Annotated in this window: 20 protein-coding genes; 12 read left to right on the forward strand and 8 right to left on the reverse strand. The window is 63.8% G+C overall.

Translation table 11 applies throughout. The annotated features are described in order from the left end of the window. The first annotated feature begins 280 nt into the window (after positions 1 to 280). The gene (locus tag AUL39_RS07635) at positions 281 to 2,107 is read left to right on the forward strand and encodes a glycoside hydrolase family 2 protein (RefSeq protein ID WP_059055004.1); all 1,827 of its coding nucleotides are present in this window, start codon (positions 281 to 283) and stop codon (positions 2,105 to 2,107) included. Positions 2,108 to 2,286: 179 nt separating this feature from the next. Here AUL39_RS07635 and pflB read toward each other — a convergent pair whose 3' ends face one another. The 5 genes from pflB to AUL39_RS07660 form a co-directional block, all read right to left on the reverse strand. Continuing rightward, positions 2,287 to 4,557, reverse strand: a complete 2,271-nt coding sequence (pflB, locus tag AUL39_RS07640; protein ID WP_059055005.1) for a formate C-acetyltransferase — start codon at positions 4,555 to 4,557, stop codon at positions 2,287 to 2,289. 18 nt (positions 4,558 to 4,575) lie between these two features. Continuing rightward, complete coding sequence (gene pflA / locus AUL39_RS07645) at positions 4,576 to 5,322, reverse strand: pyruvate formate-lyase-activating protein (RefSeq protein ID WP_059055006.1); 747 nt, start codon at positions 5,320 to 5,322, stop codon at positions 4,576 to 4,578. 499 nt (positions 5,323 to 5,821) lie between these two features. Then, positions 5,822 to 6,532, reverse strand: coding sequence for a Crp/Fnr family transcriptional regulator (locus tag AUL39_RS07650; protein WP_235810802.1), 711 nt, complete (start codon positions 6,530 to 6,532; stop codon positions 5,822 to 5,824). Positions 6,533 to 6,543: 11 nt separating this feature from the next. After that, positions 6,544 to 7,023: a cupin domain-containing protein gene (locus tag AUL39_RS07655; RefSeq protein ID WP_059055007.1), complete on the reverse strand. Its 480-nt coding sequence runs from the start codon at positions 7,021 to 7,023 to the stop codon at positions 6,544 to 6,546. Further along, positions 7,010 to 7,912 (reverse strand): helix-turn-helix transcriptional regulator, encoded by a 903-nt coding sequence (locus AUL39_RS07660; protein WP_059055008.1) that lies wholly within the window; start codon positions 7,910 to 7,912, stop codon positions 7,010 to 7,012. Before AUL39_RS07660 ends, AUL39_RS07655 begins: the two co-directional genes overlap by 14 nt. Positions 7,913 to 8,127: 215 nt before the next feature. Between AUL39_RS07660 and AUL39_RS07665 the strand changes: the two genes are divergently transcribed. Both AUL39_RS07665 and AUL39_RS07670 read left to right on the forward strand, forming a co-directional pair. After that, a complete protein-coding gene (locus tag AUL39_RS07665) occupies positions 8,128 to 9,873 on the forward strand; it encodes an ABC transporter ATP-binding protein (protein ID WP_059055009.1) in 1,746 nt (581 codons plus the stop codon). 217 nt (positions 9,874 to 10,090) lie between these two features. Continuing rightward, positions 10,091 to 10,999 carry a CPBP family intramembrane glutamic endopeptidase gene (locus AUL39_RS07670; RefSeq protein WP_160327052.1) on the forward strand — a complete coding sequence of 303 codons (909 nt, stop codon included), beginning with the start codon at positions 10,091 to 10,093 and terminating at the stop codon, positions 10,997 to 10,999. On the opposite strand, the gene AUL39_RS07675 is transcribed toward AUL39_RS07670, so the two are convergent. Next, positions 10,992 to 11,348 (reverse strand): DUF1304 domain-containing protein, encoded by a 357-nt coding sequence (locus AUL39_RS07675; RefSeq protein ID WP_059055011.1) that lies wholly within the window; start codon positions 11,346 to 11,348, stop codon positions 10,992 to 10,994. The two genes, AUL39_RS07670 and AUL39_RS07675, sit on opposite strands and share 8 nt — an antisense overlap. A 332-nt stretch (positions 11,349 to 11,680) precedes the next feature. On the opposite strand from AUL39_RS07675, the gene AUL39_RS07680 reads away from it, so the two are divergent. Then, complete coding sequence (locus AUL39_RS07680) at positions 11,681 to 12,430, forward strand: nitroreductase family protein (RefSeq protein ID WP_059055012.1); 750 nt, start codon at positions 11,681 to 11,683, stop codon at positions 12,428 to 12,430. A gap of 49 nt (positions 12,431 to 12,479) precedes the next feature. Here AUL39_RS07680 and AUL39_RS07685 read toward each other — a convergent pair whose 3' ends face one another. Further along, complete coding sequence (locus AUL39_RS07685; RefSeq protein ID WP_059055013.1) at positions 12,480 to 12,959, reverse strand: GNAT family N-acetyltransferase; 480 nt, start codon at positions 12,957 to 12,959, stop codon at positions 12,480 to 12,482. Positions 12,960 to 12,969: 10 nt separating this feature from the next. Next, positions 12,970 to 14,229: an ATP-grasp domain-containing protein gene (locus AUL39_RS07690; RefSeq protein ID WP_059055014.1), complete on the reverse strand. Its 1,260-nt coding sequence runs from the start codon at positions 14,227 to 14,229 to the stop codon at positions 12,970 to 12,972. Positions 14,230 to 14,774: 545 nt separating this feature from the next. Between AUL39_RS07690 and AUL39_RS07695 the strand changes: the two genes are divergently transcribed. The 8 genes from AUL39_RS07695 to AUL39_RS07730 all read left to right on the forward strand — a co-directional run bounded on the left by AUL39_RS07695 (position 14,775) and on the right by AUL39_RS07730 (position 25,280). Next, complete coding sequence (locus AUL39_RS07695) at positions 14,775 to 16,322, forward strand: MBOAT family O-acyltransferase (RefSeq protein WP_235810803.1); 1,548 nt, start codon at positions 14,775 to 14,777, stop codon at positions 16,320 to 16,322. Then, the gene (locus tag AUL39_RS07700) at positions 16,309 to 17,790 is read left to right on the forward strand and encodes a hypothetical protein (protein ID WP_059055016.1); all 1,482 of its coding nucleotides are present in this window, start codon (positions 16,309 to 16,311) and stop codon (positions 17,788 to 17,790) included. Before AUL39_RS07695 ends, AUL39_RS07700 begins: the two co-directional genes overlap by 14 nt. A gap of 27 nt (positions 17,791 to 17,817) precedes the next feature. Then, positions 17,818 to 19,329 (forward strand): amino acid adenylation domain-containing protein, encoded by a 1,512-nt coding sequence (locus AUL39_RS07705; RefSeq protein WP_059055017.1) that lies wholly within the window; start codon positions 17,818 to 17,820, stop codon positions 19,327 to 19,329. Between the two features lie 2 nt (positions 19,330 to 19,331). After that, positions 19,332 to 20,519 (forward strand): diaminopimelate decarboxylase family protein, encoded by a 1,188-nt coding sequence (locus AUL39_RS07710; protein ID WP_059055018.1) that lies wholly within the window; start codon positions 19,332 to 19,334, stop codon positions 20,517 to 20,519. 74 nt (positions 20,520 to 20,593) lie between these two features. Continuing rightward, a complete protein-coding gene (locus AUL39_RS07715; RefSeq protein ID WP_059055019.1) occupies positions 20,594 to 20,845 on the forward strand; it encodes a hypothetical protein in 252 nt (83 codons plus the stop codon). A gap of 11 nt (positions 20,846 to 20,856) precedes the next feature. Then, entirely contained in the window at positions 20,857 to 22,440 is a 1,584-nt protein-coding gene (locus tag AUL39_RS07720; protein WP_059055020.1) for an MBOAT family O-acyltransferase, read from the forward strand. Continuing rightward, on the forward strand, positions 22,427 to 23,830 hold the full coding sequence (locus AUL39_RS07725; protein ID WP_059055021.1) for a hypothetical protein: 1,404 nt from the start codon (positions 22,427 to 22,429) through the stop codon (positions 23,828 to 23,830). The genes AUL39_RS07720 and AUL39_RS07725 overlap by 14 nt, the downstream gene beginning before the upstream one ends. A gap of 52 nt (positions 23,831 to 23,882) precedes the next feature. Continuing rightward, the gene (locus AUL39_RS07730) at positions 23,883 to 25,280 is read left to right on the forward strand and encodes a hypothetical protein (protein WP_059055022.1); all 1,398 of its coding nucleotides are present in this window, start codon (positions 23,883 to 23,885) and stop codon (positions 25,278 to 25,280) included. Positions 25,281 to 25,593 lie beyond the last annotated feature (313 nt).

Genomic DNA, 25,593 nt, shown 5'->3' on the forward strand with positions numbered 1-25,593 from the left:
ACGATACACATTCGAGACGCGATTGTGTATCGACCTGCGCGCGATACACGTTCGCACCCGAATCTGTAGCGGGGTTGGCCTGCCGCGGATACACGTTCGCGCCCGAATCTGTGACGCGCGCAGGATGCAACACATTCGGGCAACGAATCTGTAGCGGCCGCCGGCGAGAAGCGCGTGCTGTCGCCGGTCGCGGAGGCGCTACGGACGTAAGCGGCATTGCTGCTAAACTCTCCGCAGGTATAGGGCACCCGGTACGTGGCCAACCCAGGACGGAGGGGCTATGGACATCCGGCGCATGCTTGCGGGCAGGCTTCGCACGCACGAGCGGCAAGACCCGCTGCCCCTCTGGACACCTTGGGGAGAAGAACTGCGCGCTGGCGACAAAGACGCGCCGACCACCCACCCACACCCCCAGTTTGCCCGCGATGCGTGGGGGAGCCTCAACGGCTGGTGGGAGTGCGCGTTTGCCTCCAACCCCGGCGGGTCCACGCCGGAGCGCACTGCTGCCGTTCCCGCGGCGTTCCCCCTGCGCATCCGCGTGCCCTTCTCGCCGGAGGCCCCGCTCTCTGGCGTGGGACGCCAGCTCAAGCCGGACGAGCTGTTGTGGTATCGGCGCACGTTCGAAGCTCCTGCGCTTGGGGCCGGCGAGCGGCTGCTTCTCCACTTTGACGCCGTGGACTACGCCTGCGTCTGCTACGTGAACGGACGCCTGGCAGGCTCGCATGCCGGCGGCTACCTGCCCTTCTCGTTCGACGTGACAGACCTTCTACTGCCTGGCGAGAAAAACGAGCTTGCCCTATGCGTTCGCGACCCCAGCGACACCGAGCCGCATCCGCGCGGCAAGCAGCTGCTTCAGTGCGGGACCATCTGGTACACCGCGCAGAGCGGCATCTGGCAGGACGTGTGGTGGGAGTGCGTGCCTGAGAACCGTGTGGAGGAGCTGCTTGTCGACGCCAGCCCGGATGCCGGCGACGTCACGGTGTGCGCGCGAGTTGTGCGGCCGGGCGAGGAGCTGCGCGTGTCGCTCCTCTCGGCAGAGGGTGCGCTGCTTGCTCGCGGTGCGGCGGTGACGGCCGAGAAGAGCGTGGCCGTGCACATTCCCGTCGAGGCGCCGCACCTGTGGAGCCCGGAAGACCCCTATCTTTACGGTCTGCGCATCGAGTACGGTGCGGACGTGGTGACGAGCTACTGCGCCTTTCGTGCTGTTTCCGTAGAGCCGGACGCCGAAGGCGTGCCGCGCTTCTGCCTCAACCACCAGCCGCTCTTCCTGCGAGGCCTTCTGGACCAAGGCTACTGGTCGGATGGCCTTCTCACGGCGCCCTCGGCAGGCGCGCTGGAAGCAGACATCAAGGCTGCAAGGGACCTTGGCTTTAACATGCTGCGCAAGCACATCAAAGTTGAGCAGGACCGCTGGTATTGGCTCTGCGACCGCTTGGGCATGCTTGTCTGGCAGGATATGGTGAGCGGGGGCACGGCTCCCTACAACATGTGGCAGGTCAACCAGAAGCCCACGATTTCACGCTTTGCCTGCGGACACTTCCGCGACGATACCGCCGCACACCAGGTACGCCTCTCCTCGGCAGACCCTGTCTTCCAAGAGGAGTGGACGCGAGACTGCGAGGGCACGGTTCGCTACCTGCGCAATCACCCCAGCATTGTGACGTGGGTCCTCTTCAACGAGGGCTGGGGGCAGTTCAACGCGCGCGATGCCGTTTGCCGCGTGCGTGCGATCGACCCCACGAGGCCCATAGACGCCACCAGCGGTTGGTTTGACCAGGGCTGCGGTGACTTTGCAAGCGAGCACAACTACTTCCGTAAGCTTCGCGTGCACCTGTCGCGCGGCTCCTCTCGCGCCTTTGTGATCTCTGAGTTTGGCGGGCTTACCTGGTACGTTGAGGGTCACAGCTCTTTTCTGGAGCCGTATGGCTACGCCGGGTTTGCTAGCCAGGGGGAGTGGCGTCGCGCGGTGCGGGCGCTTCTCGACGAGGCAAACGCGCTCGAGGCAAAGGGGCTTGCCGGCTACGTGTACACGCAGCTCTCGGACGTGGAGGAGGAGACCAACGGCCTTCTCAGCTTTGATCGCCAGGTGAACAAGCTGCTGCCGTAGACGGCAGGTTGCCTCACGCGCGTTGTTGAGAAGAAATTCGCCAGAATGGCGCCCCCAGGCGGCCAAAAACATCGTATTAGTTCTCAACAGCACCCAATGAGGCCCGGACCGCTCGATATAGAAAGAGGGACGGCCGCCAGGCAGCCGTCCCCCGTACGTGCGTCTTTCTTGCAAGCACCCTACATGTGGTCGTGGCAGGTGCGCGCAATGACGTCGAGCTGCTGCTCGCGCGTGAGGTCGATGAACTTCACGGCATAGCCGGAGACGCGAATCGTGAAGTTGGCATACTCGGGCTTCTCGGGATGCTCCATCGCGTCCTTGAGCTTCTCGACGCCAAACACGTTGACGTTCAAGTGGTGCGCGCCGTTGGCAAAGTAGCCGTCAAGCACGTTGACCAGGTTGCTCACGCGCTGCGTCTCGTCGGTGCCAAGCGCGCCGGGGTTGATGGTCTGCGTGTTGGAGATGCCGTCCAGGGCGTACTCGTAGGGCAGCTTCGCCACGGAGTTAAGGCTTGCGAGCAGGCCGTTCTTCTCGGCGCCGTAGCTGGGGTTTGCGCCGGGCGAGAAGGGCGTGTAGGCCGGGCGGCCGTCAGGCAGGGCGCCGGTGGCCTTGCCGTACACCACGTTGGACGTGATGGTGAGGATGGACGTCGTGGCCTCGGAGTTGCGGTAGGTGTGGTGCTTCTTGATCTTGGTCATGAAGGTCTTGAGCAGCCACACGGCGATGTCGTCGGCGCGGTCGTCGTCGTTGCCGTAGCGGGGGAAGTCCCCCTCGGGCACGTAGTCGACTACCAGGCCAGACTCGTCGCGCACGGTGCGAACGCGGGCGTACTTGATGGCCGAGAGCGAGTCGACCACGTGGCTGAAGCCCGCGATGCCGGTGGCGAAGGTGCGGCGCACGTCAGTGTCGATGAGGGCCATCTCGGCGGCCTCGTAGTAGTACTTGTCGTGCATGTACTGGATGAGGTCGAGGATGTTCACGTACAGGCCTGCCAGCCAGTCCATCATGATGTCGAACTTGTGCATGACCTCGTCGTAGTCGAGGTACTCGCTCGTGATGGGGGCGAGCTCGGGGCCAACCTGCATGTGGTTGCCCTGCTTGTCGGTGTACTTGAGGTCCTTGCCGCCGTTGATGGCGTAGTTCAGGCACTTGGCGAGGTTCGCGCGGGCGCCAAAGAACTGCATCTCCTTGCCGGTCTGGGTGGCCGAGACGCAGCAGCAGATGCTGTAGTCGTCGCCCCACACCGGGCGCATGACGTCGTCGTTCTCGTACTGGATCGAGCTGGTGGTGATGGAGATCTTGGCCGCGTAGCGACGGAAGGCCTCGGGCAGGCGCTTGGAGTAGAGTACCGTGAGGTTGGGCTCGGGCGCGGGGCCCATGTTCTCAAGCGTGTGCAGGAAGCGGAAATCGTTTTTGGTCACCATGTGGCGGCCGTCCTGGCCGAGACCCGCCATCTCGAGCGTTGCCCACACGGGATCGCCGGAGAACAGCTCGTTGTAGCTGGGGATGCGTGCGAACTTGACCATGCGGAACTTGAGGACCAGGTGGTCGATGAGCTCCTGCGCCTGCGTCTCGTCGAGCTTGCCGGCCTCGAGGTCGCGCTGGATGTAGATGTCCAGGAACGTGGAGATGCGGCCCACGGACATGGCGGCGCCGTTCTGAGTCTTGATGGCGGCCAGGTAGCCAAAGTAGAGCCACTGCACGGCCTCGTGCGCGTCGCGAGCGGGTTGCGAGATGTCGTAGCCGTAGAGCTTGGCCATCTCCTTCATGCCCTTGAGCGCGCGGATCTGCTCGGCAATCTCCTCGCGCAGGCGGATGACGTCGTCGGTCATGGTGCCGTCGCCGCAGTTGAGGAGGTCTTCCTGCTTCTTGGCGATGAGGAAGTCGATGCCGTAGAGCGCAACGCGGCGGTAGTCGCCCACAATCCGGCCGCGGCCGTAGGTGTCGGGCAGGCCGGTGATTACGTGGCTGTGGCGGGCAGCGCGCATCTCGGGGGTGTAGGCGTCAAAGACGGCCTGGTTGTGGGTCTTGCGATACTCGTTGAAGATCTGGTTGTACTTGGGGTTGATCTTGTAGCCGTAGCTCTCGGCCGCCTGCTGAGCCATCTTGATGCCGCCGTAGGGCATGAATGCGCGCTTGAGGGGCTTGTCGGTCTGCAGGCCAACGACCTTCTCCAGGTCCTTGAGCTCGGGGTCGATGTAGCCGGGGCCGTACGCAGTGAGGCCCGAGACGACCTCGGTCTCGCAGTCGAGAACACCGCCGTTTGCGCGCTCCTGCTTCTGGAGTTCCTGGACCTTGCCCCAGAGCTTGTCAGTGGCCTCGGTGGGGCCGGCGAGGAACGACTCGTCGCCGTCGTACTGGGTGTAGTTGCGCTGGATAAAGTCGCGGACGTTCACGTCGTCCGTCCAGTGACCCGCCGAGAAGCCCTGCCATTCCTCACGTAGTGCCATGCGTTCCTCCTGTAGTTGCTATGCCTGCGGAAGCCCCGACACGGCTGCGCCGAGGATTCGTTCCGCGTTTTCCACGCGTTCCTTGCTGGGTGGCTGGGTGTCGCGCAGCGTGTAAGGTATCCCGAGCTCGTCCCACTTGTAGACGCCCAGGCTGTGGTAGGGGAGCACGTCGACGCGGCGGACGTTCGAGAGCGTCTTGATGAAGTCCGCGGTGCGACGGAGGTGCTCGTCGTTGTCGGTGATGCCGGGGACCAGCACGTGGCGGATCCACACGGGAAAGCCTGCGTCAGAGAGCCAGCGCAGGGCGTCGAGGATGTTCTCGTTGGAGTGGCCGGTGAGGGCGCGGTGCTCGGCGGGGTCGATGTGCTTGATGTCCGCGAGGACCAGGTCACAGGCCGCCATGATGCGCTCCCATGCCTGATAGAAGGGCTGCTGGCGGGTGAAGGGCGCAAGCGAGGTGTCCAAGCACGTGTTGATGCCGCGGGCATGGGCGGCCTCGAAGAGCTCTGCCACAAACTCCGGCTGGAGCAGCGCCTCCCCACCAGAGACGGTGATGCCACCCTCACGCCCCCAGTAGCTGCGATAACGCTCCGCTTGGTCAAGCAGCTCGGCCGGCTCCATGAGGGTGCCTCGGTCGAGAGCCCAGGTATCGGGGTTGTGGCAGTAGCGGCAGCGCATGGGGCATCCCTGGAGGAAGACAATGAAGCGCACGCCCGGGCCATCCGCCGACCCAAACGACTCCGTCGAGTGAACGCGTCCCTGCATGGCTTGCCTCCGCCCCTGAGCTAGTCCCAACCGACTCTGCGCGCTTAAATGTAAGGTGGCTGTGCAGATGTTTCCTTGATTGAAATCAAGTAAATGAGAAATCACGTGATTTGAACAGCCGCATGGAGCCGGCGGCGGCACGACGAGAGAGAGGACGGGGAGCCCTGGCGCATCGAAGTGCCCCTCGTTACACAGAAATGCCTGCGGCTGCGCCGAAGTGCCCTTCGTTACACCTGCTTTTCGTGCCTGATCGGACTTTTAATTATAGTTAAAGAGTTGATAACGCTCCTACCTGCGCTTTTTCAGCCTCGCAATGGTTCGCTACTTTAGGTGAATCATCAACTACGTGTAACGAAGGGCACTTCAGCGCAGCGGAGAAAAAATTGTGTAACGAAGGGCACTTCGATGCACCGCTGGCGCCTGAAGGGGCCTTTCGGCAGCCTCAAAGGCCTGTGGTGCTCGAATTAGCGTGCAAATGCCGGCTTGTCTGCTTGTCCGTTTATCTGAGACAGCGCATCCTGTTCCGGTTGACAATGCGTAGCCGTCCGCGACCCACGCGCTCGACCAGCCCCTCCTTGGCCAACGAGGAAATGGCGCGAGAGACGGTCTCGGGCCGCAGCCCTACCGAAGCAGCGATGTCCTCCAGCCCCAGGTGAATCTCTGCGCCAATGCAGCGCTCGTCTCGAAGCAGCAGGTACTGTGCCACGCGTCGCCGTGGGTCGCGAATGCCCAGCATCATGGCCTTCTCCTCCGCGTCATCTAGCTCGGTGCACACCATGCGGATGAGCCCCATGGCGGCGTCGGGGTGCTCCGAGAGCATGGCCTCGAAGTCCGTACGGTGAATGGAGCACAGCTCAACGCGGGTAAGGCAGCCCACGGAGTAGTGGTAGACGTTGTCCTCGAGGAACATCCCATGCCAGATTGCCTGCCCGTCGTGCAGCACGTCGAGCACGTACTCCACACCATCTGGGTCGATGCGGAAGGTCTTGATTCGTCCAGACCGCACGATGAGGACCGAGTCGATGGGGTCGCCTTCGTGCACCAGGATGTCACCGCGCCGGTGGGTGGAGCGCACGGAGCGGGCGAGAAGATCGTGCTTCGCGTTGTCGGGCAGGCCCGCGAACAGGCGAATCCTGTTTACGCAGGTACCGTTTGCTGCCTTGAAGCTGCAGTCCTCGCACTGCTGGCAGGGGATGTCATCCTCGCGCACCACGTATGCCCCTAGTCCTGAGACGCCAGCTTGAAGCCGTCGAAGGTAAAGCCCGGGCTCACCACGCAGGAGACAAGCGCATCCTCGCTGGAGGGTATCGTGCGCTGCCAGACCCCGGCGGGAACGATCAGCTCGCCACAGGCACCGTGCTTGTCTACGCGCAGCGTCACGCGCCGGGCGTCGTGCTCGTTGGGCTTCTCGCCGTTACCGCCCAGCTCGAGCGTTACGGCACCGGGGCCGTGCCAGAGCCATAGCTCGTCCGCGTCGACAACGTGCCACGCACTGGCATCGCCTGCCGGCAGCAGAAAGTAGATGCACGACGCAAGCGGGCGATCTTGGCCAGCATCTACCGCCAGCGCCGACTGCCACGTGCGGCGATACCAACCGCCCTCGGGATGCGGCGCCAGCCCAAGCTCGGCAATAACGTGCCGCGCGTAGTCGCTGAGCTGCGGCGTGCCATCTGCCGCCGCACTGCTGTCATCCTTGGTCATCGCGCGCCTCCTGTGGGTGGTCGTTACGAGCACGGGTCTCCATCATAGCCGCGTCGTGTGCCCCACGCCCGGCTCGCACCTGCGCGGGAGTCTCGCCAAAGCGCTCGCGAAACAGCCGATGAAAGTTGCTGGTTCCTTCATACCCAACCATTGCCGCGACCTTTACCACCGGAAGCCCCGTGTCCGTAAGCAGCTGATGCGCACGAAGCATACGCTGCTCGCGAACGAGCTGCGAGAAGGTCCGACCGCACTGCTCGTGAAGCAACCCAGAGAGGTAGGTTGGGTTGTACGAGAAGCGCTCGGCCAACCCCTGAAGCGTGACGCTCTCGGGATGCGCGGCAATTTCGGTGAGAAGCAGGGCGACAAGGTCGTCGGGGCTTCGGCGTCCGGGAGCCCGGCGAATCGCGGGACTTGCCAGCGCGATCGCCGCCGAGGCCAAGCCATCTAGTGCCAGCTCCCACTCCTCCCGGCGTTCGGCGTAGGCAACCACCATGAGCGAGAAGATATCCTGCAGTATGGCGGGGTCAACTTCGTCCGCCTTCGATATCTCCGTGGTGCCTGGCTGCTCTTGGCCAAGGTTGTCAACCAGCACCTGGAAGAAGTTGGACGAGGAGGGCGCGAGGGCCATGAGCACCCGGTCAAGCCGCTGCTTGCCAAGAATGGCGTAGACCATGATGTCGTCTGGCCTGGGGCGGCGGTCCAGTAGCAGGTGGGCCGGATGCTCCGCGTCGTAGATGGTCCTCAGAATGTGGCAGGGCACTGAGGCGGGGATGGTTGGCCTGTCGCGCAGCCGGTACGCCACGAGGAGCGTGCCCGACCCCGGCTCCAGGTGCTCCCGCCGCTCTGCGAGTAAGGTGTCTAGCGCGCGCTTGAGCCTAGCTTCGTTCACGGGTCCCTCCCCAACGACACCATAGTCTGACTGCGTCCCTATGGTACGCCAGAATTTCTGGTACTCAACGCTAGGGATTTAGGTATGGCGTTGTGGCATAGCCGGAACATTCTCCCTGTTTTAGCGTGAATTACAGCAAGGATTCAGAACTCATGTCGCATAGCGTCCACATCACGAGAGCGACAAAACCTCAGGCATAGGTATGGTGGTGCCCAATGGGTGCGCAGAGAAGAACGTCCACGGCAGGTAGGGAGGACGGTGCGCGCGAGCTGTGGGCCAGCATGTTTCGCGGGAACTGGCTGCTCTTCTCGGCAAACGTTGTGCTGTATCTGGCGCAGGCCATCATCACGCTTGCCTTTGCCTACATACTCAAGCAGACCTTCGATGCCGTGGCAGCAGGGTCTCTCGACCTTCTCGCCCAGACGGGTCAAGCGGTTGCCCTGCTGATGGCGGCCGAGCTTGCAACAGAGCTGGCCATGCGTGCCTCGCTGCCGGCGTTTCTGCGCCGCGCGGTGAGTGGGTATCGCCGTGCCGTCTTCGACCGGCTGCTAGGCAAGGGCATTGGCGCCTTCGACGGCGGCGGGGCAAGCCGCTACGAGTCTGCGCTCACCAACGACGTGACCACCATAGAGACGACCTACCTCGAGAAGATTTTTACGATGGTTACCGAGGTTGTCTCGCTGGCAGGCTCCGTTGCCATGCTTCTGGCCCAAAGCGTTCCGCTGGCCGTGGTGGCAATTGTGTCTGCGCTGGTACCGCTGGTGATTGGCCTTGCGTCCGGCGGCCGGCTTGCCGCGCGCCAGCGCGTGGTCTCCGATGCCACGGGGCGCTTTGTGGGCACGGTCCATGACCTCGCCTGCGGCTTCCCTCTCATCAAGAGTTTTAGCGCCGAGGACGCTGCGCGCGAGCGCTTTGAGGCCGCTAACGGCACGCTTGAGGCAGACAAGCGCCTCCGCCGCCGTACGGAGCTGGGAATACGTGCGCTGGCCATGACTGCGCAGGGCATCTCTCAGCTTTCTGTCATGTTCTTTGGCGCGTGGCTCGCGCTTTCTGGCCGCGGGATGACAGTGGGTGGGATTCTCATGGCAACGCAGCTCATGAACAGCATCGCCCAGCCAATCCAGGATCTGCCGTCCATCTTTGCCGCGCGCCGGGCGTCGCTGGGGCTGGTAGGAAAGCTTGCCCAGATGCTCGGCGAGAACCGCGAGCGTATGGGCGGTGTGACGCTGCCTGCTACGCTTACCAAAGGCATATCGCTTTCAAACGTGACCTTTGACTATGACGAGAACCTCCCTGTTCTTTCTGGCCTGAGTGCGGAGTTTGCTGCGGGCGGTTGCTACGCCGTGGTGGGGGCGTCGGGCAGCGGCAAGTCGACGCTCCTCTCGCTGCTCATGGGTGCGCACTCCAACTACGGTGGCCAGATTGCCTTCGATGGGTGCGAACTGCGCGACGCGAGCCTTGAGTCGCTCTGGGCCACGGTGTCGCTGGTGCGGCAGGATACGTTCCTTTTTGATGCCACGCTGCGGGAGAACGTCACCATGTTCACCCATGTTGATGCCGCTGAACTGGAGTCTGCCGTGCGGCGGGCGGGCCTTGCCAGCTTTGTGGCGGCGCACGGTATGGACTACCCGTGCGGCGAGGGAGGCTCCAACCTCTCTGGCGGCGAGCGGCAGCGGGTGTGCATCGCGCGGAGCCTGCTGCATGGATCGGGAGTGCTGCTCCTCGACGAGGCTACGTCGGCCCTGGACCAGGAGACTGCCGACCAGGTTACCCGCTCGGTGGTGGCGCTTGAGGGGACTACGCGCATCATGGTGACGCACCGCTTGGACGCCGGGCAGCTGCGGCTCTTTGACGGCATCGTGGTGCTGCGCGACGGCCGCGTGTGCGAGCAGGGCACCTTTGACGAGCTCATGGCCACGCCGAACGGCTACTTCCGGGCGCTCTATACCGTGGGGGAGTAGGGTGCCGGGGGGGCGGGGTGGCACCCCCGGCCGGCGTGCCGGCTGCGCGGCGCTGCGGCTGGCGCTCCCGGGTAGCGCGCCGCAACCGGCACTCCCGGGCTGTTTTCAGACGTTTTTCTCTCTAAGAACGGTACAATGTGTCGAGTATTAGCCCCACAGCGTTTGCGTGTTGGGGCCAATGCCGCTGACAGCTTCAATCTGGGGGATGGTGTCTGCAATGGATTCGGATGAATCGGTCAGGTCTGCGAGAGGGACCGTCATCCTCTTCCTTGTGGTTACGTTTGCGCTGGACTGGGTGAGCTGGATTTTCACTGGTGCCCAATCGGGATGGGCCATCGACGAGTCGAACGGCGTGTGGGGCCCGTTGCTTGCCATCTCGATGTTTGGGCCACTTGCTGCTGCAATTATCGTCCGTGTGACGAGAAAAACCACCGTCGACGCTGGCTGGCGGCCTCGTATCAAGGGCGGGCTGCGCTGGTATCTGCTGGCGCTGGCAATCCCGCCCGCCCTTACGCTTGCCGGCGCCTTGGTCTACTTTCTTTTCCTCTCCGGTGACTTTGACCCGGAGGCATCGCGCTTCTCCGCTGCCGCCATCGCCCAGCTTGGCGTAGGCGCCGACCAGGTTCCGGCAATCTTCGCCGTCCAGGTTGCCTATGCCGTGATTTTCGCCCCGTTCATCAACATGCTGCTGGCCATTGGCGAGGAAGCGGGCTGGCGCGGGTTTCTCTATCCCGCGCTGAGGGAGCGGATGCCGCGCAGCCGCGCTGCAATTATCACCGGAGTTGTGTGGGGCCTCTGGCATGCGCCCGTCATTGCCATGGGGTATAACTACGGCACCGATTACCTGGGGTTTCCCGTGCTTGGCATTGTTGCCATGACCATCTTCTGCATGGCATTCGGGACGTTTCTCTGCTTTCTCCGCGAGCGCTCGGGAAGCGTCTGGCCTTGCGCGCTTGCCCATGGGTCACTCAACGCCGTAGCAGGGCTGGGCATGTGGTTTAGCCGCAGTGCAGGCGGCATTCTGGGGCCAATGCCGCTGGGACTTCTCGGCTGCATTCCGGTGGTGCTGCTGGCGGTCTGGCAGTTGGGGCGCCTTGGCGCCCCGGACGCGGGCGCCGCTAGATAAGGCAGCTCACCAGGAGAATCGCAGGCAGAAGGCCTTGCTTGAGGATGATCTTGGGGTCGCTAGTGGCAGCTCCATATGCCGCGACGACGACCATCGACGCGCTCAGGGCAATCACCGCCGCCTTGCTGGGAACGACCAGCGCGGCCACGAGCAGCAGAATCGCAAGGACGCCGTTGTAGACGCCCTGGTTCTTGAAGAGCGTGCTCACGGAGGGGCGCGACAGCTCGTCGACGGTCATGTTGAACGTTTGCGCCGTGCGCGCCGACGTGGTCGCAAGGGTCTCGAGGTAGAAGATGAAGAGGAACTCCGCCGCAACCAGCACGGCGAGGACAGTGGTGATGATGGACATGGTAACTCCTATCGCTGATGTAGCAATTTTTTGTCGGTGTCTAGTCTAAGGGCGTTCGATTTTCCTGATGGCGTGCTGGCGAGAAAAATAAATTGCACACAATTGAAATTTGGGTTTGGATGGGGCGAGTCGTGTTTGGGAGGCCGTGTGCTTCTCGCCGTCCCCAGAGCTCCGAACTACGCACGGCTGAGTCTATCGTCCAGAAAAGCCCAGCAACACACAAACCTGAATCACGGCCGTGCGTAATTCCGGCGTATCGGCTGCTGCGACAGGAGTTGGCGCTGGCGGTGAAAAGAACGTCGACGAGAGCGGAACCCCGCGGGAACGCTACCATGGGGCGTACTGAATCCAACGGAAAGGGCAACGAGATGAACTACCGCATGAGCATCGACGAGGCCGTTGAGTCGCGGCATGCCGTCAGGAGCTACACCGAGGAGCCCATCTCGGCGGAGGAGCGGGCGGCGCTGGAGGAGGCCGTTGCCACGGCGAACACCGACGGCGCGCTCCACCTTCACCTGGCCTACGACGACCCGGAGGTGTTCTCGAGCACGCTTGCTCGCCGCGCAGGCTTCACCAATGCCAACAACTACCTGGTCGTGGCTGGCCATGAGAGCAACAACCTCGACATGCGTGCAGGCTACTTTGCCGAGAAGGTCGTGCTTGAGGCACAGCGGCTGGGCCTCAACAGCTGCTGGGTTGCCGGTACCGCCAAGCGCCGAGCCGTTCGCCAGACGCTCGCCCAGAAGGACAAGCTCGTGGCCATTGTGGCGCTGGGCCACGGCGCCACGCAGGGAGAGCCGCACCGCTCGCGCACGATCGCGCAGGTATCGCGTCCGGTCAACAACGTTCCCGAGTGGTTTGCGCGCGGCGTTCGCTATGCGTTGCTCGCTCCGACGGCCTTGAACCAGCAGACCTTCTGGGTGCAGATGCTGAAAAAGACCAACTCCGACGGGCTGCCGCTGGTGGGTCTGAGTACCAACGGAGGCCCCTGCGCTCGCGTTGACCTGGGCATTGTGAAGCTGCACTTTGAGCTGGGCGCCGGCATGGAGAACTTTGCCTGGGCAGACCCGGTGGTGCACTAGCGCCGCGCGGCGCTCCGCCCGCCCGCGTGCTGCTCGCCGCGCGGCGCCGCTACAGCACCTGCTCCATGCAGGTCTTCTGGATGCCCATGCCCATTGCCTCGTAGAACTTGCGTGCGCCGGGGTTGCACTCCCACACGTTGAGAGTCACGTTGTGGAACCCACCCTCGCGTGCGAAGGCAATGATGTGCTGGTAAACGGCGGTTGCCACGCCGTGACCGCGCGCGGCCTCGTCCACGCAGATGTCGTCGATGTAGAGGGTGCGAATGGGCTGCAGGTTGTTTGAGTGCGTGTGGTCCTCCACCACGCAGAAGCCGTAGCCTAGGATCTCGCCGGGCTTGGCGTCCTCGTTCACGGCGACAAAGACGGGCCGGTTGTCGTCAGCGATGATCTGGCGCAGCTCGTCGTCGGTGTACTTGCGCGTCCCGGAGCGAAAGAGGTCCGGCCTCCCCTGCGCGTGCACCTCGAGCACCTGCGAGAGGCAGTTGTCGATTCCGGGAATGTCTGCGTCGATGGCCCTTCTCACCTGCATGTATGCGGCCCTACCCTTCCTGTGTGTCGTTGTTCTCGGCGGCATCTGCTTCGGAGAAGCCCTCGGGCGCACGCTCCTGCACGAAAGAGATGAACTCCTCGCGCTCCTCTTCGGTGCGCACGCGCGCCACGTACATGTGGTTGCCCATGTCATCCGAGAGAACCCCAGGCACGCGCCTCTCCATCATGATGCTTCCGCCCCAGCGCGCAAGAATCTCGCGATGGCTGTGCGCGTAGGTATGGTTGTCTCGCCGGCTGGCGTACACGGCGAACCAGTTGTCGTGCGCGTCGTGCAGGCGGCGCTCGCCAAAGCACACCATCTCCGCCCAGATGCGATAGACGTCGGTGGAGTGCGCAAAGTTCATCATGTCTGGCGTGTAGCCGCCGGTCGGGCGACAGTTGACTTCGAGGCCCACGTAGTCGCCAGCGTGCCCCAGACCCTCGCGGTCCTCGGCGAGACGGAAGAACTCAAGGTGGACGAAGCGTGCCCGAATCCCAAAGGCGTGCACCGCTGCATGGCCCAGGTCGCGCAGGCGGGGATCGATGCCGGGGCAGCAGTAGTACGAGAGGTCAAGGCCCTGCCGCGCGACGTCGGACATCGACGGCGGGAACTCCTCCTGGTTCTCGAAGACCGGCTTGCCCCAGGGGTCGATGATCGCGTCGTAGGCGGCGATGCCGCTGGCGGGGACAAACTCCTCGAGCACGTAGGGCGCGGCCCCCTGCCACGAGCAGCGGCCGACAAGGTCTCTGAGCTGGTCGTCGTTGTCGATGCGCATGGCGCCGCCGGCACCCACGCCGTACTCGGGCTTGGCGAAGGCCGGAAACCCGCCCCATTCCCACACGGCGCGGCGGGCATCGTCGAGCGAACCCACGCGGACTTGCCTGGCGGTGGGCACGTTTCCCGCCGCGTAGAGCGGCTTCATTTGGGCCTTTGACTGCCACTGGTCGATGGTGGCTAGGCTGGCGCCGGTGGTGACGTGGAAGTCATCGCGAAGCCGAGCGTCAAGCGGCAGCCAGTGCTCGTTCATCGACTCGATCCAGTCCATGTGGCCGTGCTTCCAGGAGAGGTACGCGACGGCACGAAACACCCGGTCGTAGTTCTCAAGGGAATCAACGTGGACGTACTCGTCAAGCGCGCGGTGCAGCTCCGGCGAGATTGCCTCCGCAGGAGTGTCGCCAATGCCGTAGACCGAGGCACCGCACGAGCGCAGGCGGTCGCACCACAGCCAGTAGGTCTCGGGGAACTGAGGCGAGATGAAGACGAAGTTCATGTTGCCCTCCCTGCTGCTGGTGGGGTTGCGGTTGGGCCCGTGTCTCTGGCCGTGTGTCTAGGGCCAATGATAAGGCCATCTGGATTTTCTCGGCGCACCCAGAGTTTCTTCTTGGTTCATCTGCAGCTTCTCAGGGCGTCTTGGGGCTTCTCTGCAGGCAATTATTGAACGAAAATGCTGGAAGTAGCTACTAACAACTGGCAAAACTTATAGTTTGGTCGAAAGATCGCGCAATAATTTGAGCGACACTGGGAGAAATGCGCTGCACTCGCCTCCTGCTAAACGCTCCTTCGGGCGAGAAAATGGCGCCCGAGAGACCCTTTCGTACGTAATCCCTGCGGTAATGCGGCTTCGGGCGAGAATGCGGGTTGCGCGCGAGACGCCCGCCCGTACGGATTAGGTCGCGTTTCGTGTTTCTTGTGTCGGATATCCTGCAAGGCTGTGAGAGTTAGATACAGTGAGCGCATCTGTACATGTGCGAAAAGTACCTAAAGCCGGGAGACTGCATTTTGGAACTGTTCTCGTTGCATTTCCTGCTGTTCCTTGTGGCATCTCTTGCTGCCTACCACGCGGTGGGCCATCTTGCGCGCAACTACGCCTGGCTGGTCCTCCTCGCCGCGAGCCTGGCCTTCTACTGCCTGGTGGGCAGGTGGCAGACGCTCGCGTACATGCTGGCCTGCGCCGCCGTCACCTGGGCGGCCCCCCTCGCGCTCGCGCGCATGGACGCCCGCTGCAAGGAGGAGCGCGCCGCCGCCCCCGACCGCGCCGCGCGCAGGGCCGCGAAGGCCGCCTGGGCGGGCCGCCGCCGGGCGGTGCTCGTCGCGGCGCTCCTCGCCTGCTTCGGGATACTGGCCTACCTCAAGTACTGGAACGTGCTCCTCTACGAGGTGGGGCTGGCCGCCTCGCCCGCCAGCCTTGGGCTGCTCCTGCCCCTGGGCATCTCCTTCTACACCTTCCAGTCCGTCTCCTACCTGGTGGACGCCTACAACGGCCGCTTCGAGCCGCAGCGGAACTTCCTCAAGCACCTGCTCTTCGTCTCCTGGTTCCCGCAGGTCATCCAGGGGCCCATCAACAGGTACGAGCAGCTCTCCCCGCAGCTCCTCGAGTACCACGAGGCGCGCTCGGTCCGCTATGACCGTGCCATCCTGCGCTTTTGCTACGGCGCCCTGAAGAAGATCGCCATTGCGAACATGCTGGTGGGGGTCATCGAGGCCATCTTCTCAAACGTCACCACGGGCATACCCGGCAGCGTCGTGGTCTTCGGCATCCTCCTCTACTCGGCCCAGCAGTACGGCGACTTCTCGGGCGGCATAGACATGGTGGAGGCGGCCTCCTCGCTCTTCGGCGTGGGCATGGCCGAGAACTTCCGCCGCCCGTACTTCTCGGTCTCCCTGGCCGACTTCTGGCGCCGCTGGCACATCACGCTCGGCACCTGGATGCGCGACTACGTGTTCTTCCCGTTCGCGGTCTCGCGCCCCATGCGGGCGCTGGGCGCCAGGGCCTCGCGCCTCGGCGAGCACCTGGGCCGCACCCTGCCCGCCTGCGTGGCGAACCTCCTCGTGTTCCTGATCGTGGGCCTCTGGCACGGCGCGGAGCCCCACTACGTGGCCTGGGGCCTCTACAACGGCCTGGTCATCGCGCTGGCCGACCTCCTCGCCCCGGCCTTCCGCCGCGCGAACGAGGCGCTGCGCGTGGACACGGGCTCGTGCGCCCACCGCGTGTTCTGCGTGGTGCGCACCTTCCTCGTGGTCAACGTGGGCTGGTACTTCGACCGCATCTACGACTTCGGCGACAGCCTGCTCTGCCTGCGCAACACCTTCACCAACTTCGACGCCAGCGCGTTTCTCGTCACGCTGCACGAGGACGGCCTTGCGACGCTCGACCTGCAGTTCCTGGCGTTTGCCGCGCTCGCCTGCATCATCGTCTTTATCGTGAGCCTCGCCCAGGAGCGCGGCGTGGACGTGCCCGAGCGCATCCTTGGCTGGAACTGCGTGGCGCGCGCCGCCCTCTACTTCCTCGTCCTTGGCCTCATCGTCATCACGAGCTTCCTCACCCAGAACGTCGCCGGGGGGTTCATGTATGCCAACTTCTAGCGAGAAAGTCGAGAAGGCCGAGGTGCCCGAGAAGGCCATGGCCACCGTGCCTGCCGGCACGCCCGCGACCAACGGCACCCCCGCGCCCCGCAAACCCCGCGCCCCGCGCCACGGGTGGCACCGCGCGCTCGAGGTCATCGTTATTGTCGCGCTCATCATTGGCGCAAACGTCCTCATTACCCTGGGCTTCGAGCTCTACAGCTCGCTGGCAAACGTGATGTGGGACGAGTACCGCGCGGCGGCAAACGAGAACATCGACACCGTAATCGTGGGCTCGTCGACCGGACAGCGCTCCTTCGACCCGTCGGTCCTCGACGCTACCCTGGGCACTACCACCTTCAACATGGCCACCCCCGCACAGGAGCTGGACGACTCCTACACCGCGGCCAAGCAGGCCATCGAGGACCACCACGTGAAGCGCGTTATTCTCGCCCTTGACTACGAGTCGGTCTCCACGGTCAAGTGGCCAGGCTCGCACGTGGCCTTCGCCCGCGCCAAGATGGCGGGGGAGTCCTTCCCCCAGGCGGTTGCCGACTACTGGAAGCTTCTCACCAGCTCCTCGTTCTTTGACGGGGCAGACTCCATCTGCGCGCTCTTCCCGTGGGGCTACAACCACGTGGAGCTTGACGCCGAGCACATTGCGACCAACTTCAACGACCGCGTGAGCGACACGACACCCGTCGAGGCCGCCGAGCGCGTTATGGACGGCTGGACCTACTACGGCAACGGCTACGGCAACTACGATGGCGTACTCGACTACTCCACGGCGCGCGACCACCTTTCGGTCTCTGTAGATGGCCCGGCGGACTTTGACCAGCAGGGCCTCGACTGGATCCAGAACATCTGCGACCTCTGCCGAGAGAACGGCGTGCAGCTTGTGGTTGTGGTGACGCCTCGCCCCGCCTACAACGTGCTTGCCTACGGCGAGAAGTACCCCGAGCAGATGTCGCGCCTCCAGCAGGTGGTCGAGCAGGCCGGGGGCACCTTCCTCGACGCCAACCTTGCCAGGGGCGGCTGGTACGAGCCCCGCGACACCGACTTCTACGACGGCGAGCACCTCAACCACGATGGCGCCGCGCGCTTCTCGCAGGCGTTCGTGGGTGCGCTCCAGGTGCTGGACGCGGGCGGCTCAACCTCAGACCTCACGTACTCCTACGACCAGTGGGACAACTACCTAGCTTCCATAGACGAAATCTCGGCGGTCATATCAACGTCGTATTTGGAGGACAATAACACCGTCGTGTCTGCCATGGCCTACACGGGTTCCAATGTGCAGGTGGAGTATCGTTTCTCGCTTGTGGCAGAGGACGGTAGCACGACGGTCATCCAGGACTGGAGCGCGAGCGATACCTGCGCCATCCCGGAAGACGAGATCCCCGAGGGCTCGTCGCAGGTGGAGGTCTGCGTTCGCCAGGTTGGCTCGACTGTGGGATACGACCGCTACTGCATGCAGGACATTTCGGGCTAGGGATCTGGCCCAGGGAGGGAAGCGGACATGAGAAACGTAATCGAGTGGCTCGAGGCCACGGCCGTGGCGACGCCGGAGCGCGTTGCCGTGGCAGACCCGGACTCAAGCCTCACCTATGGCGAGCTGCACCGAGAGGCCCAGGCCGCAGGCACATGGCTTGCGGCGCGCACGCAGCCCCGCCAGGCGGTGGCGCTCTTTCTCGAGAAGAGCTGCGGGGCGCTTGCCTGCATGCTGGGCGCCGTCTACGCGGGCGGGTTCTACTCGGTGATCGACATCCGCCAGCCGGAGGGCCGCGTCCATGCCATCGTCGACGCGCTGGCACCCTCCTGCGTGCTCACCGATGCTGCGAACGCCGCGCAGGCGCAGGAGCTTCTGGGCGCCACGGGCATCGAGATCGCTCGCATCGAGGACATCGTGGGCGGCTCCATTGACGAGGGGCTTCTCGCACGCAGGCGTGCCCAGGCGCTGGACGTGGACCCGCTCTACGTGAACTTCACGAGCGGCAGCACAGGCACGCCCAAGGGTGTGGTTGTCTCGCACCGCTCGGTCATCGACTTCATCCCCACCTTTGACCAGCTCTTTGGCATTGGCGAGAGCGACGTGATCGCCAACCAGGCGCCCTTTGACTTTGACGTCTCGGTGAAGGACATCTACTCCGCGCTGCGCTGCGGCGCCCGGCTGCAGCTGGTGCCGCGCGAGTACTTCACGCAGCCCACCAAGCTCATGGACTACCTGGCAGACTCCCAGGTCACAACCCTCATCTGGGCGGTCTCTGCCATGTGCTTTGTCTCGATCATGAACGGCTTCGACTACCGCGTGCCCACCACGGTGCGCCGCGTGCTCTTCTCGGGTGAGGTCATGCCGCCCAAGCAGCTGGCCGTGTGGCGCCGCTACCTGCCAGACGCCACCTACGTGAACCTCTATGGCCCCACCGAGATCACCTGCAACTGCACGTACTACGTGGTGGAGCGCGAGTTTGGCAAGCACGAGGTCATCCCCATGGGCAAGGCCTTCCCCAACGAGCGAGTCTTCCTTCTGGACGAGAACAACCAGGAGGTCACGGCACCGGGCGTCGAGGGCGAGGTCTGCGTCTCGGGCACGGCGCTGGGGCTGGGCTACCTGGGAGACCCCGAGCGCACCGCCGCGGCGTTTACGCAGAACCCGCTCAATGGCCGCTGGCTCGAGCCGATCTACCGCACCGGAGACCTGGCGACGTACGACCAGGATGGCAACCTGGTGTACTCGTCGCGCAAGGACTTCCAGATCAAGCACATGGGCCAGCGCATCGAGCTGGGAGACATCGAGGCGGCCGCGCAGGCAACGGACGGCGTGGAGCGCGCCTGCTGCACCTACGACCAGCGCCGCAAGCGCATCCGCCTCTACTACGTGGGCACCATTGACGAGAAGGGCCTGGCAGACGCCCTCGCGTCGGCACTTCCGCCCTACATGGAGCCCAACCACGTGCGCCGCGTGGACCAGATGCCGCTCACCAAGAACGGCAAGATCGACCGCAAGGCCCTCGACGGAATGGGGAGGTAGCCATGACCAACGAAGAGCTTCTCGCCTGCGCCAAAGAGCTGGGCACGCCCACCTACGTCTTTGACACCCAGACCTTTGGCGCGCGCCTTGACGCCGTGCGAGAGATCTGGGGCCCCAAGGTCGACCTCTGCTACTCGATCAAGGCGAACCCCTTCCTGGCACCCACGGCACGGGCGCACGGCTACGCGCTCGAGGTCTGCAGCCCCGGCGAGCTGGCCATCTGCGAGCGCGACGGCGTTGACCCCGCGCGCATCGTCTACTCCGGCGTGTGCAAGCAGGCGGCGGACGTGCGCGAGGCCCTGCGCTATGGCGCAGGCACCTTCACGGCCGAGTCGCTGGGACAGCTGACACTTGTGGACGCCGAGGCCGCGGCTGCAGGCGTGCGCGTGCCCACGCTGCTGCGCTTGAATGGCGGCAGCCAGTTTGGCATGAGCCGAGAGGACCTCATCTACGCGGTTGACCACCGAGACGAGCTTGCCGGGTGCGAACTGGTGGGCATCCACTACTTTGTGGGCACCCAGCGCGCCAAGCTCAAGTGGCAGCAGCGGGAGCTTGCAATGCTCGCCGACCTCATTGACGAGCTGGAGCGTGACCATGACTGGCGCGCGCAGCGCCTCGAGTACGGGCCCGGACTTGCAGTGCCGCTCTTCGAGGGGCAGGACTTCTCGGACACGCTCGCCCCTGCGCGCGACATTGCTCCGGAGCTTGCTGCCATAGCCGAGCGCGTTGAGCTGCAGGTGGAGATGGGCCGCTTCCTGGCAACCGAGTGCGGCTACTACCTGGCACGCATAGTTGACGAGAAGGACAACGAGGGCACGAGCTACGCGTTCATCGATGGCGGCATGAACCATGTGACCTACTTTGGCCAGATGATGGGCATGAAGGAGCCGCGCATCCGCAACCTCTCGCACGACGAGCGCGTGCGGGCGGGGGAGGCGGCGGATGAGGCCCGAGACTGGGCGCTCTGCGGAAGCCTCTGCACCACGGCCGACGTGCTGGTTCGCAAGGCGCCCTTCGAGGACCTGCGCGTGGGTGACCTTCTCGCCTTCGAGAACATCGGCGCGTACTCGGTGACCGAGGGCATCTACCTGTTCTTGAGCCGGACGATGCCCACTGTTGCCCTGCGTGACGGCCGTGGTGTTCGCGTGGTCCGCGAGTCCATGGAGACTTGGCCCAACAACTGCTGCTAGGGATTCCCCACGCGCATACTGCGATAGACTTTCAGCGTGACGAAGAAATGTGTTGGACATTATTGGAGGCAAGCATGGATGACGATCTGACGCTCGACCACATGATTGAGCTGCTTGAGGATGTTAAGGGCAACGTGGACTACGAGAACTGCACAACGCTCGTGGACGACCGCGTGCTGGATTCCTTCGACATCCTTTCCATCATCAGCTCCATCAACGACGAGTTTGATGTCTCGGTGCCCGCCAAGGACATTGTCCCTGACAACTTCAACAGCGCCCAGGCTATGCTCGACATGGTGAAGCGCCTGGTGGACGAAGAGGGCTAGGAGCCGGACCATTGGATCTGCTCTCACTCTCGTTTGTTCTGTTTCTCGCGGTATCGCTTGCGGCCTACTACCTGGTAGGCCGCTTCTCTCAGCGGGCACAGTGGGTTGTCCTGCTCGCCGCGAGCCTGGCCTTCTACTGCCTGGTGGGCAGGTGGCAGACGCTGGCCTACATGCTGGCCTGCGCCGCCGTCACCTGGGCGGCGCCCCTCGCGCTCGCGCGCATGGACGCCCGCTGCAAGGAGGAGCGCGCCGCCGCCCCGGGCCGCGCCGCGCGCAGGGCCGCGAAGGCCGCCTGGGCGGGCCGCCGCCGGGCGGTGCTCGTCGCGGCGCTCCTCGCCTGCTTCGGGATACTGGCCTACCTCAAGTACTGGAACGTGCTCCTCTACGAGGTGGGGCTGGCCGCCTCGCCCGCCAGCCTGGGGCTGCTCCTGCCCCTGGGCATCTCCTTCTACACCTTCCAGTCCGTCTCCTACCTGGTGGACGCCTACAACGGCCGCTTCGAGCCGCAGCGCAACTTCCTGAAGCACCTGCTCTTCGTCTCCTGGTTCCCGCAGGTGATCCAGGGGCCCATCAACCGCTATGCCGACCTTGGGCCTCAGCTGCTTGAAGGGCACTCTGCCAAGGACGTGCCCGTGCGTCGGTCTCTTTTGCGCTTTGGCTATGGCGCGCTCAAGAAGTATGCGATTGCCAACATGCTTGTTGGCACCATCGACCAGATCTTCTCTAACGTGACGCCCGACATCCCCGGCAGCGTCGTGGTCTTCGGCATACTCCTCTACTCGGCCCAGCAGTACGGCGACTTCTCCGGCGGCATAGACATGGTGGAGGCGGCCTCCTCGCTCTTCGGCGTCAGGATGGCCGAGAACTTCCGCCGCCCGTACTTCTCGGTCTCCCTCGCGGACTTCTGGCGCCGCTGGCACATCACCCTCGGCACCTGGATGCGCGACTACGTGTTCTTCCCGTTCGCGGTCTCGCGCCCCATGCGGGCGCTGGGCGCCAGGGCCTCGCGCCTGGGGGAGCACCTGGGCCGCACCCTGCCCGCCTGCGTGGCGAACCTCCTCGTGTTCCTGATCGTGGGCCTCTGGCACGGCGCCGAGCCCCACTACGTCGCCTGGGGACTCTACAACGGCCTGGTGATCGCGCTGGCCGACCTCCTCGCCCCGGCCTTCCGCCGCGCGAACGAGGCGCTGCGCGTGGACACGGGCTCGCGCGCCCACCGCGTGTTCTGCGTCGTGCGCACCTTCCTCGTGGTCAACGTGGGCTGGTACTTCGACCGCATCTACGACTTCGGCGACAGCCTGCTCTGCCTGCGCAACACCTTCACCAACTTTGCGCCCCAGCAGTTCTCCCTGTGGCTCTCGCAGGCGGGCGTTCACGGCTCGGCGATCAAGTTCATGGGCTTTACGGCCGTGGCATGTCTCATCGTCTTTATCGTGAGCCTCGCCCAGGAGCGCGGCGTGGACGTTGATGGACGCATCCTCGGCTGGAACTGCGTGCTGCGTGGACTGTTCTACTGCATGGTAATCGGGCTCATCGTCGTGACGAGTTATATTACCCAGAACGCCGCCGGGGGGTTCATGTATGCGAACTTCTAAGGAGAGGCGCGCAGACGCCGCCTCTGGTGGCGCCCCCCGCAGCTGGCGCAGGCGGATCGTCGAGACAATCGTCGTGATCGGCATCATTGTGGCGTTCGACGTGGTCTGCTCGTTTGCCCTCGAACAGTACGGTTCGCTCTCAAGTGTCATGTGGAGCGAGTACCGTGCGTCGGCGGGGGAGAACATCGACACCGTGGTCGTTGGCTCCTCCACGGCGCAGCGCTCATTTGACCCGTCCGTCCTCGATAACGCCCTGGGTACAAGCACCTTCTCGATGGCCACGCCGGCGCAGCCGCTCGATGACTCCTACACGGCGGTCGAGCAGGCCATCAAGGACCACCACGTGCGCCGGGTGATCCTGGGGGTGGACTACGAGTCGCTCTCGTATGAGAACTGGTCGGGCTCGCACGTGGCCTTCGCGCGCGCCAAGATGGACGGGGAGCCCTTCTCGCAGGCCGTTGCCGACTACTGGAAGCTCCTGGTGAGCCCCTCCTTCATGCGCAGGGCAGATTCGCTGTGCGCGCTCTTCCCTTGGGGCTACAACCACGTGAAGCTTAACCGTGAGAGCATCGTCGCAAACGTGCGCGAGCGGATGAGCGGGGACAACGTCCTTGAGGCGGCTAAGGTCGTGAACGGTGGCTGGACCTACTACGGCCGCGGCTACGGCAACTACGACAGCGTCATCGACTACTCGCGGGCGCGAGAGGACACGTCTGTCTCCATCCACGGCCTGGACGACTTCAAGCAGACCCTACTCGACCAGATGACGGCAATCGCTCAACTTTGCAACGAGAACGGCGTGCAGCTCGTCGTGGTGGTGACGCCGCGGCCGGCGTTCAACGTGCTGGTCTACGGCGAGAAGTACCCCGAGCAGATGTCGCGCCTGCAGCAGATGGTCGAGGCAGAGGGTGCCACCTTCGTGGACGCCAACATGCTGCATGCAGAGACGTACAGTCCTCAGGACGGGGACTTTGCGGATGGCGAGCACCTCAACTACGCCGGCGCCACGCGCTTCTCGCAGGCGTTTGCGGGTGTCCTGCAGGCGCTTGATGCTGGCCAGGATGTGGAGTCTTTCTCGTACTCCTACAACGACTGGGACCAGTATCTGGCCTCGATTCACCAGATTTCGGCCGTGGTGTCGCGGGTCGACAAGGCTGACAATGGCGATGCTGTTGTCTCTGCCCAGGCATACACCGGCACGGACGTCCAGGTGGAGTACCGGTTCCTGCTGGTTGGCAAGGACCACAGCACGACGGTCATCCAGGACTGGAGCAGCTCGGATAGCTGCGACGTGCCCCGAGGGTCACATGGCGATGTCATGGTGTGCACTCGACAGGTGGGCTCCACGGCGGACTACGATCGCTTCTGCATGCAAGGGCTGCCTCACTAGTGCGGGTATCGGCGCGTTTGTTCTGTTTGCGTTTGCCTGAGGAGGGCTTCTAGTGTCACCGAGAAATGCGGAGGGCCGCGCCTCCAAGGGGCCGCGAAGCCTCCTGCGTTGTGTTGTCGAGACCCTGGTGATTCTCGCCATCGTTGTTGGTGTGGACGTCCTTCTCGTCTTCGCGCTCTATCCGTATGGCTCCACGAGCGAGGTCGTGTGGTCCGAGTACTTCTCGGCGGCAGATCAGAACATCGACACCGTGGTGGTGGGCTCCTCGACGGCACAGCGCGCGATTGACCCCAATGTGCTTGATAACACGCTTGGTACCAGCAGCTTTACACTTGCGACGCCCGCTCAGCCACTCGAGGATAGCTACCTGGCGGTGAGCGAGGCCATTTCGGGGCATGGCGTGAAGCGGGTGATCTTGGGCCTAGACTACGAGACCATGTCGCTTGGTAGCTGGGACAAGGCCAACATCACCTACGTTCAGACCAAGGCTGCCTACGAGTCACTGCCCAAGGCGATTGGTGACTATGCGGGGCTGCTCACCAGCTCGGGATTTTTTACCGGCTCGAAGTTCCTGCAGGTTCTCTTTCCCTGGACCATTGCGCACGAGAAAGGTGGGGTTCAGAGCGTAGAGAACAACCTGCGGATGCGCCTGGGCGGAACGACGCCCATTGAGGCGGCCAAGGTGCGCGAGCCCGGATGGACCTATGTTGGCAAGGGGTATGGCAACTACAACTACCTGCTGGACACAAGCAATGCTAAGGCAGCCATGTCCACAACAAGCCATGCGATTACAGACTTCACCGACCAGAACATGGCAACGCTGCAGAAGATTATTGATCTTTGCAACGAGAATGACGTGCAGCTTGTGGTTGTGGTGACGCCGAGGCCTGCCTTCAACGTGCTCTGCTACGGGGATGAGTATTCCCAGCAGATGGCAAGGATACGTGACTTGGTTGAGTCCGCGGGCGGTGTGTTCCTCGACGCGAACCTGTTGAAGGATGACTATTATGCCCCGACTGCCGAGAACTTTGCAGACGGGGAGCACCTTAACGCCACAGGCGCGGAGGGCTTCTCGGCAGTGCTTGCGGAGTACCTTGAACGGCTTGATGCCGGTGAGGACGTTTCGGGGATGTCCTACTCGTATGAGGGGTGGTCGGACTACCTGGCGTCGATTGACTACATCTCGGCGGTGACGCTTAACGGAAGCGTCGAGGATGGGACTGCGACGCTTACGGCAACGCCGTATGCGGGCCCAAACGTGCAGGTGGAGTACCAGTTCTGTCTGTGCGACGTAGACGGCAACGTGACCGGCGTGCTGCGTGATTGGAGCAGCGATGCCACGGTGACCTGCGCGGTGCCGGCAGACGGCAGCCTTTCGGTGCGTGTGAACGCGCGGCAGGTGGAGTCTGGCGCGGACTTCGAGCGCTACTGCATGTGGAGCTTGTCGTAAAAGGGGCGCCGCGGGCGCGCCTGGTGACGCCGGAGGGGCCGTTATCGCAGCGATTCCGTACGAGAAGCGCCCATCGGCGCCAGGGTGACGCCTTAAGAGTCGTTATCGCAGCGATTCCGTATGAGATGGCCCTTCCGGCGCCCGATTCTCGCCCGAAGGCGCATTCCCGCAGGCTCTCTTGCCAGAGAATAGCTCCTTTTCTTAAACGTCGGCCGCATTTCCGCAGGTCATCGCAATCGGTTTTAAGAAATGGAGCTATTCTCTGCAAGAAGGGAGACGTGTACGGTTTGAGTTGCCGGAATGGAGCCCCTTC

Origin of the sequence: Tractidigestivibacter scatoligenes (assembly GCF_001494635.1) — a bacterium.
In the GTDB taxonomy this organism is placed as follows: domain Bacteria; phylum Actinomycetota; class Coriobacteriia; order Coriobacteriales; family Atopobiaceae; genus Tractidigestivibacter; species Tractidigestivibacter scatoligenes.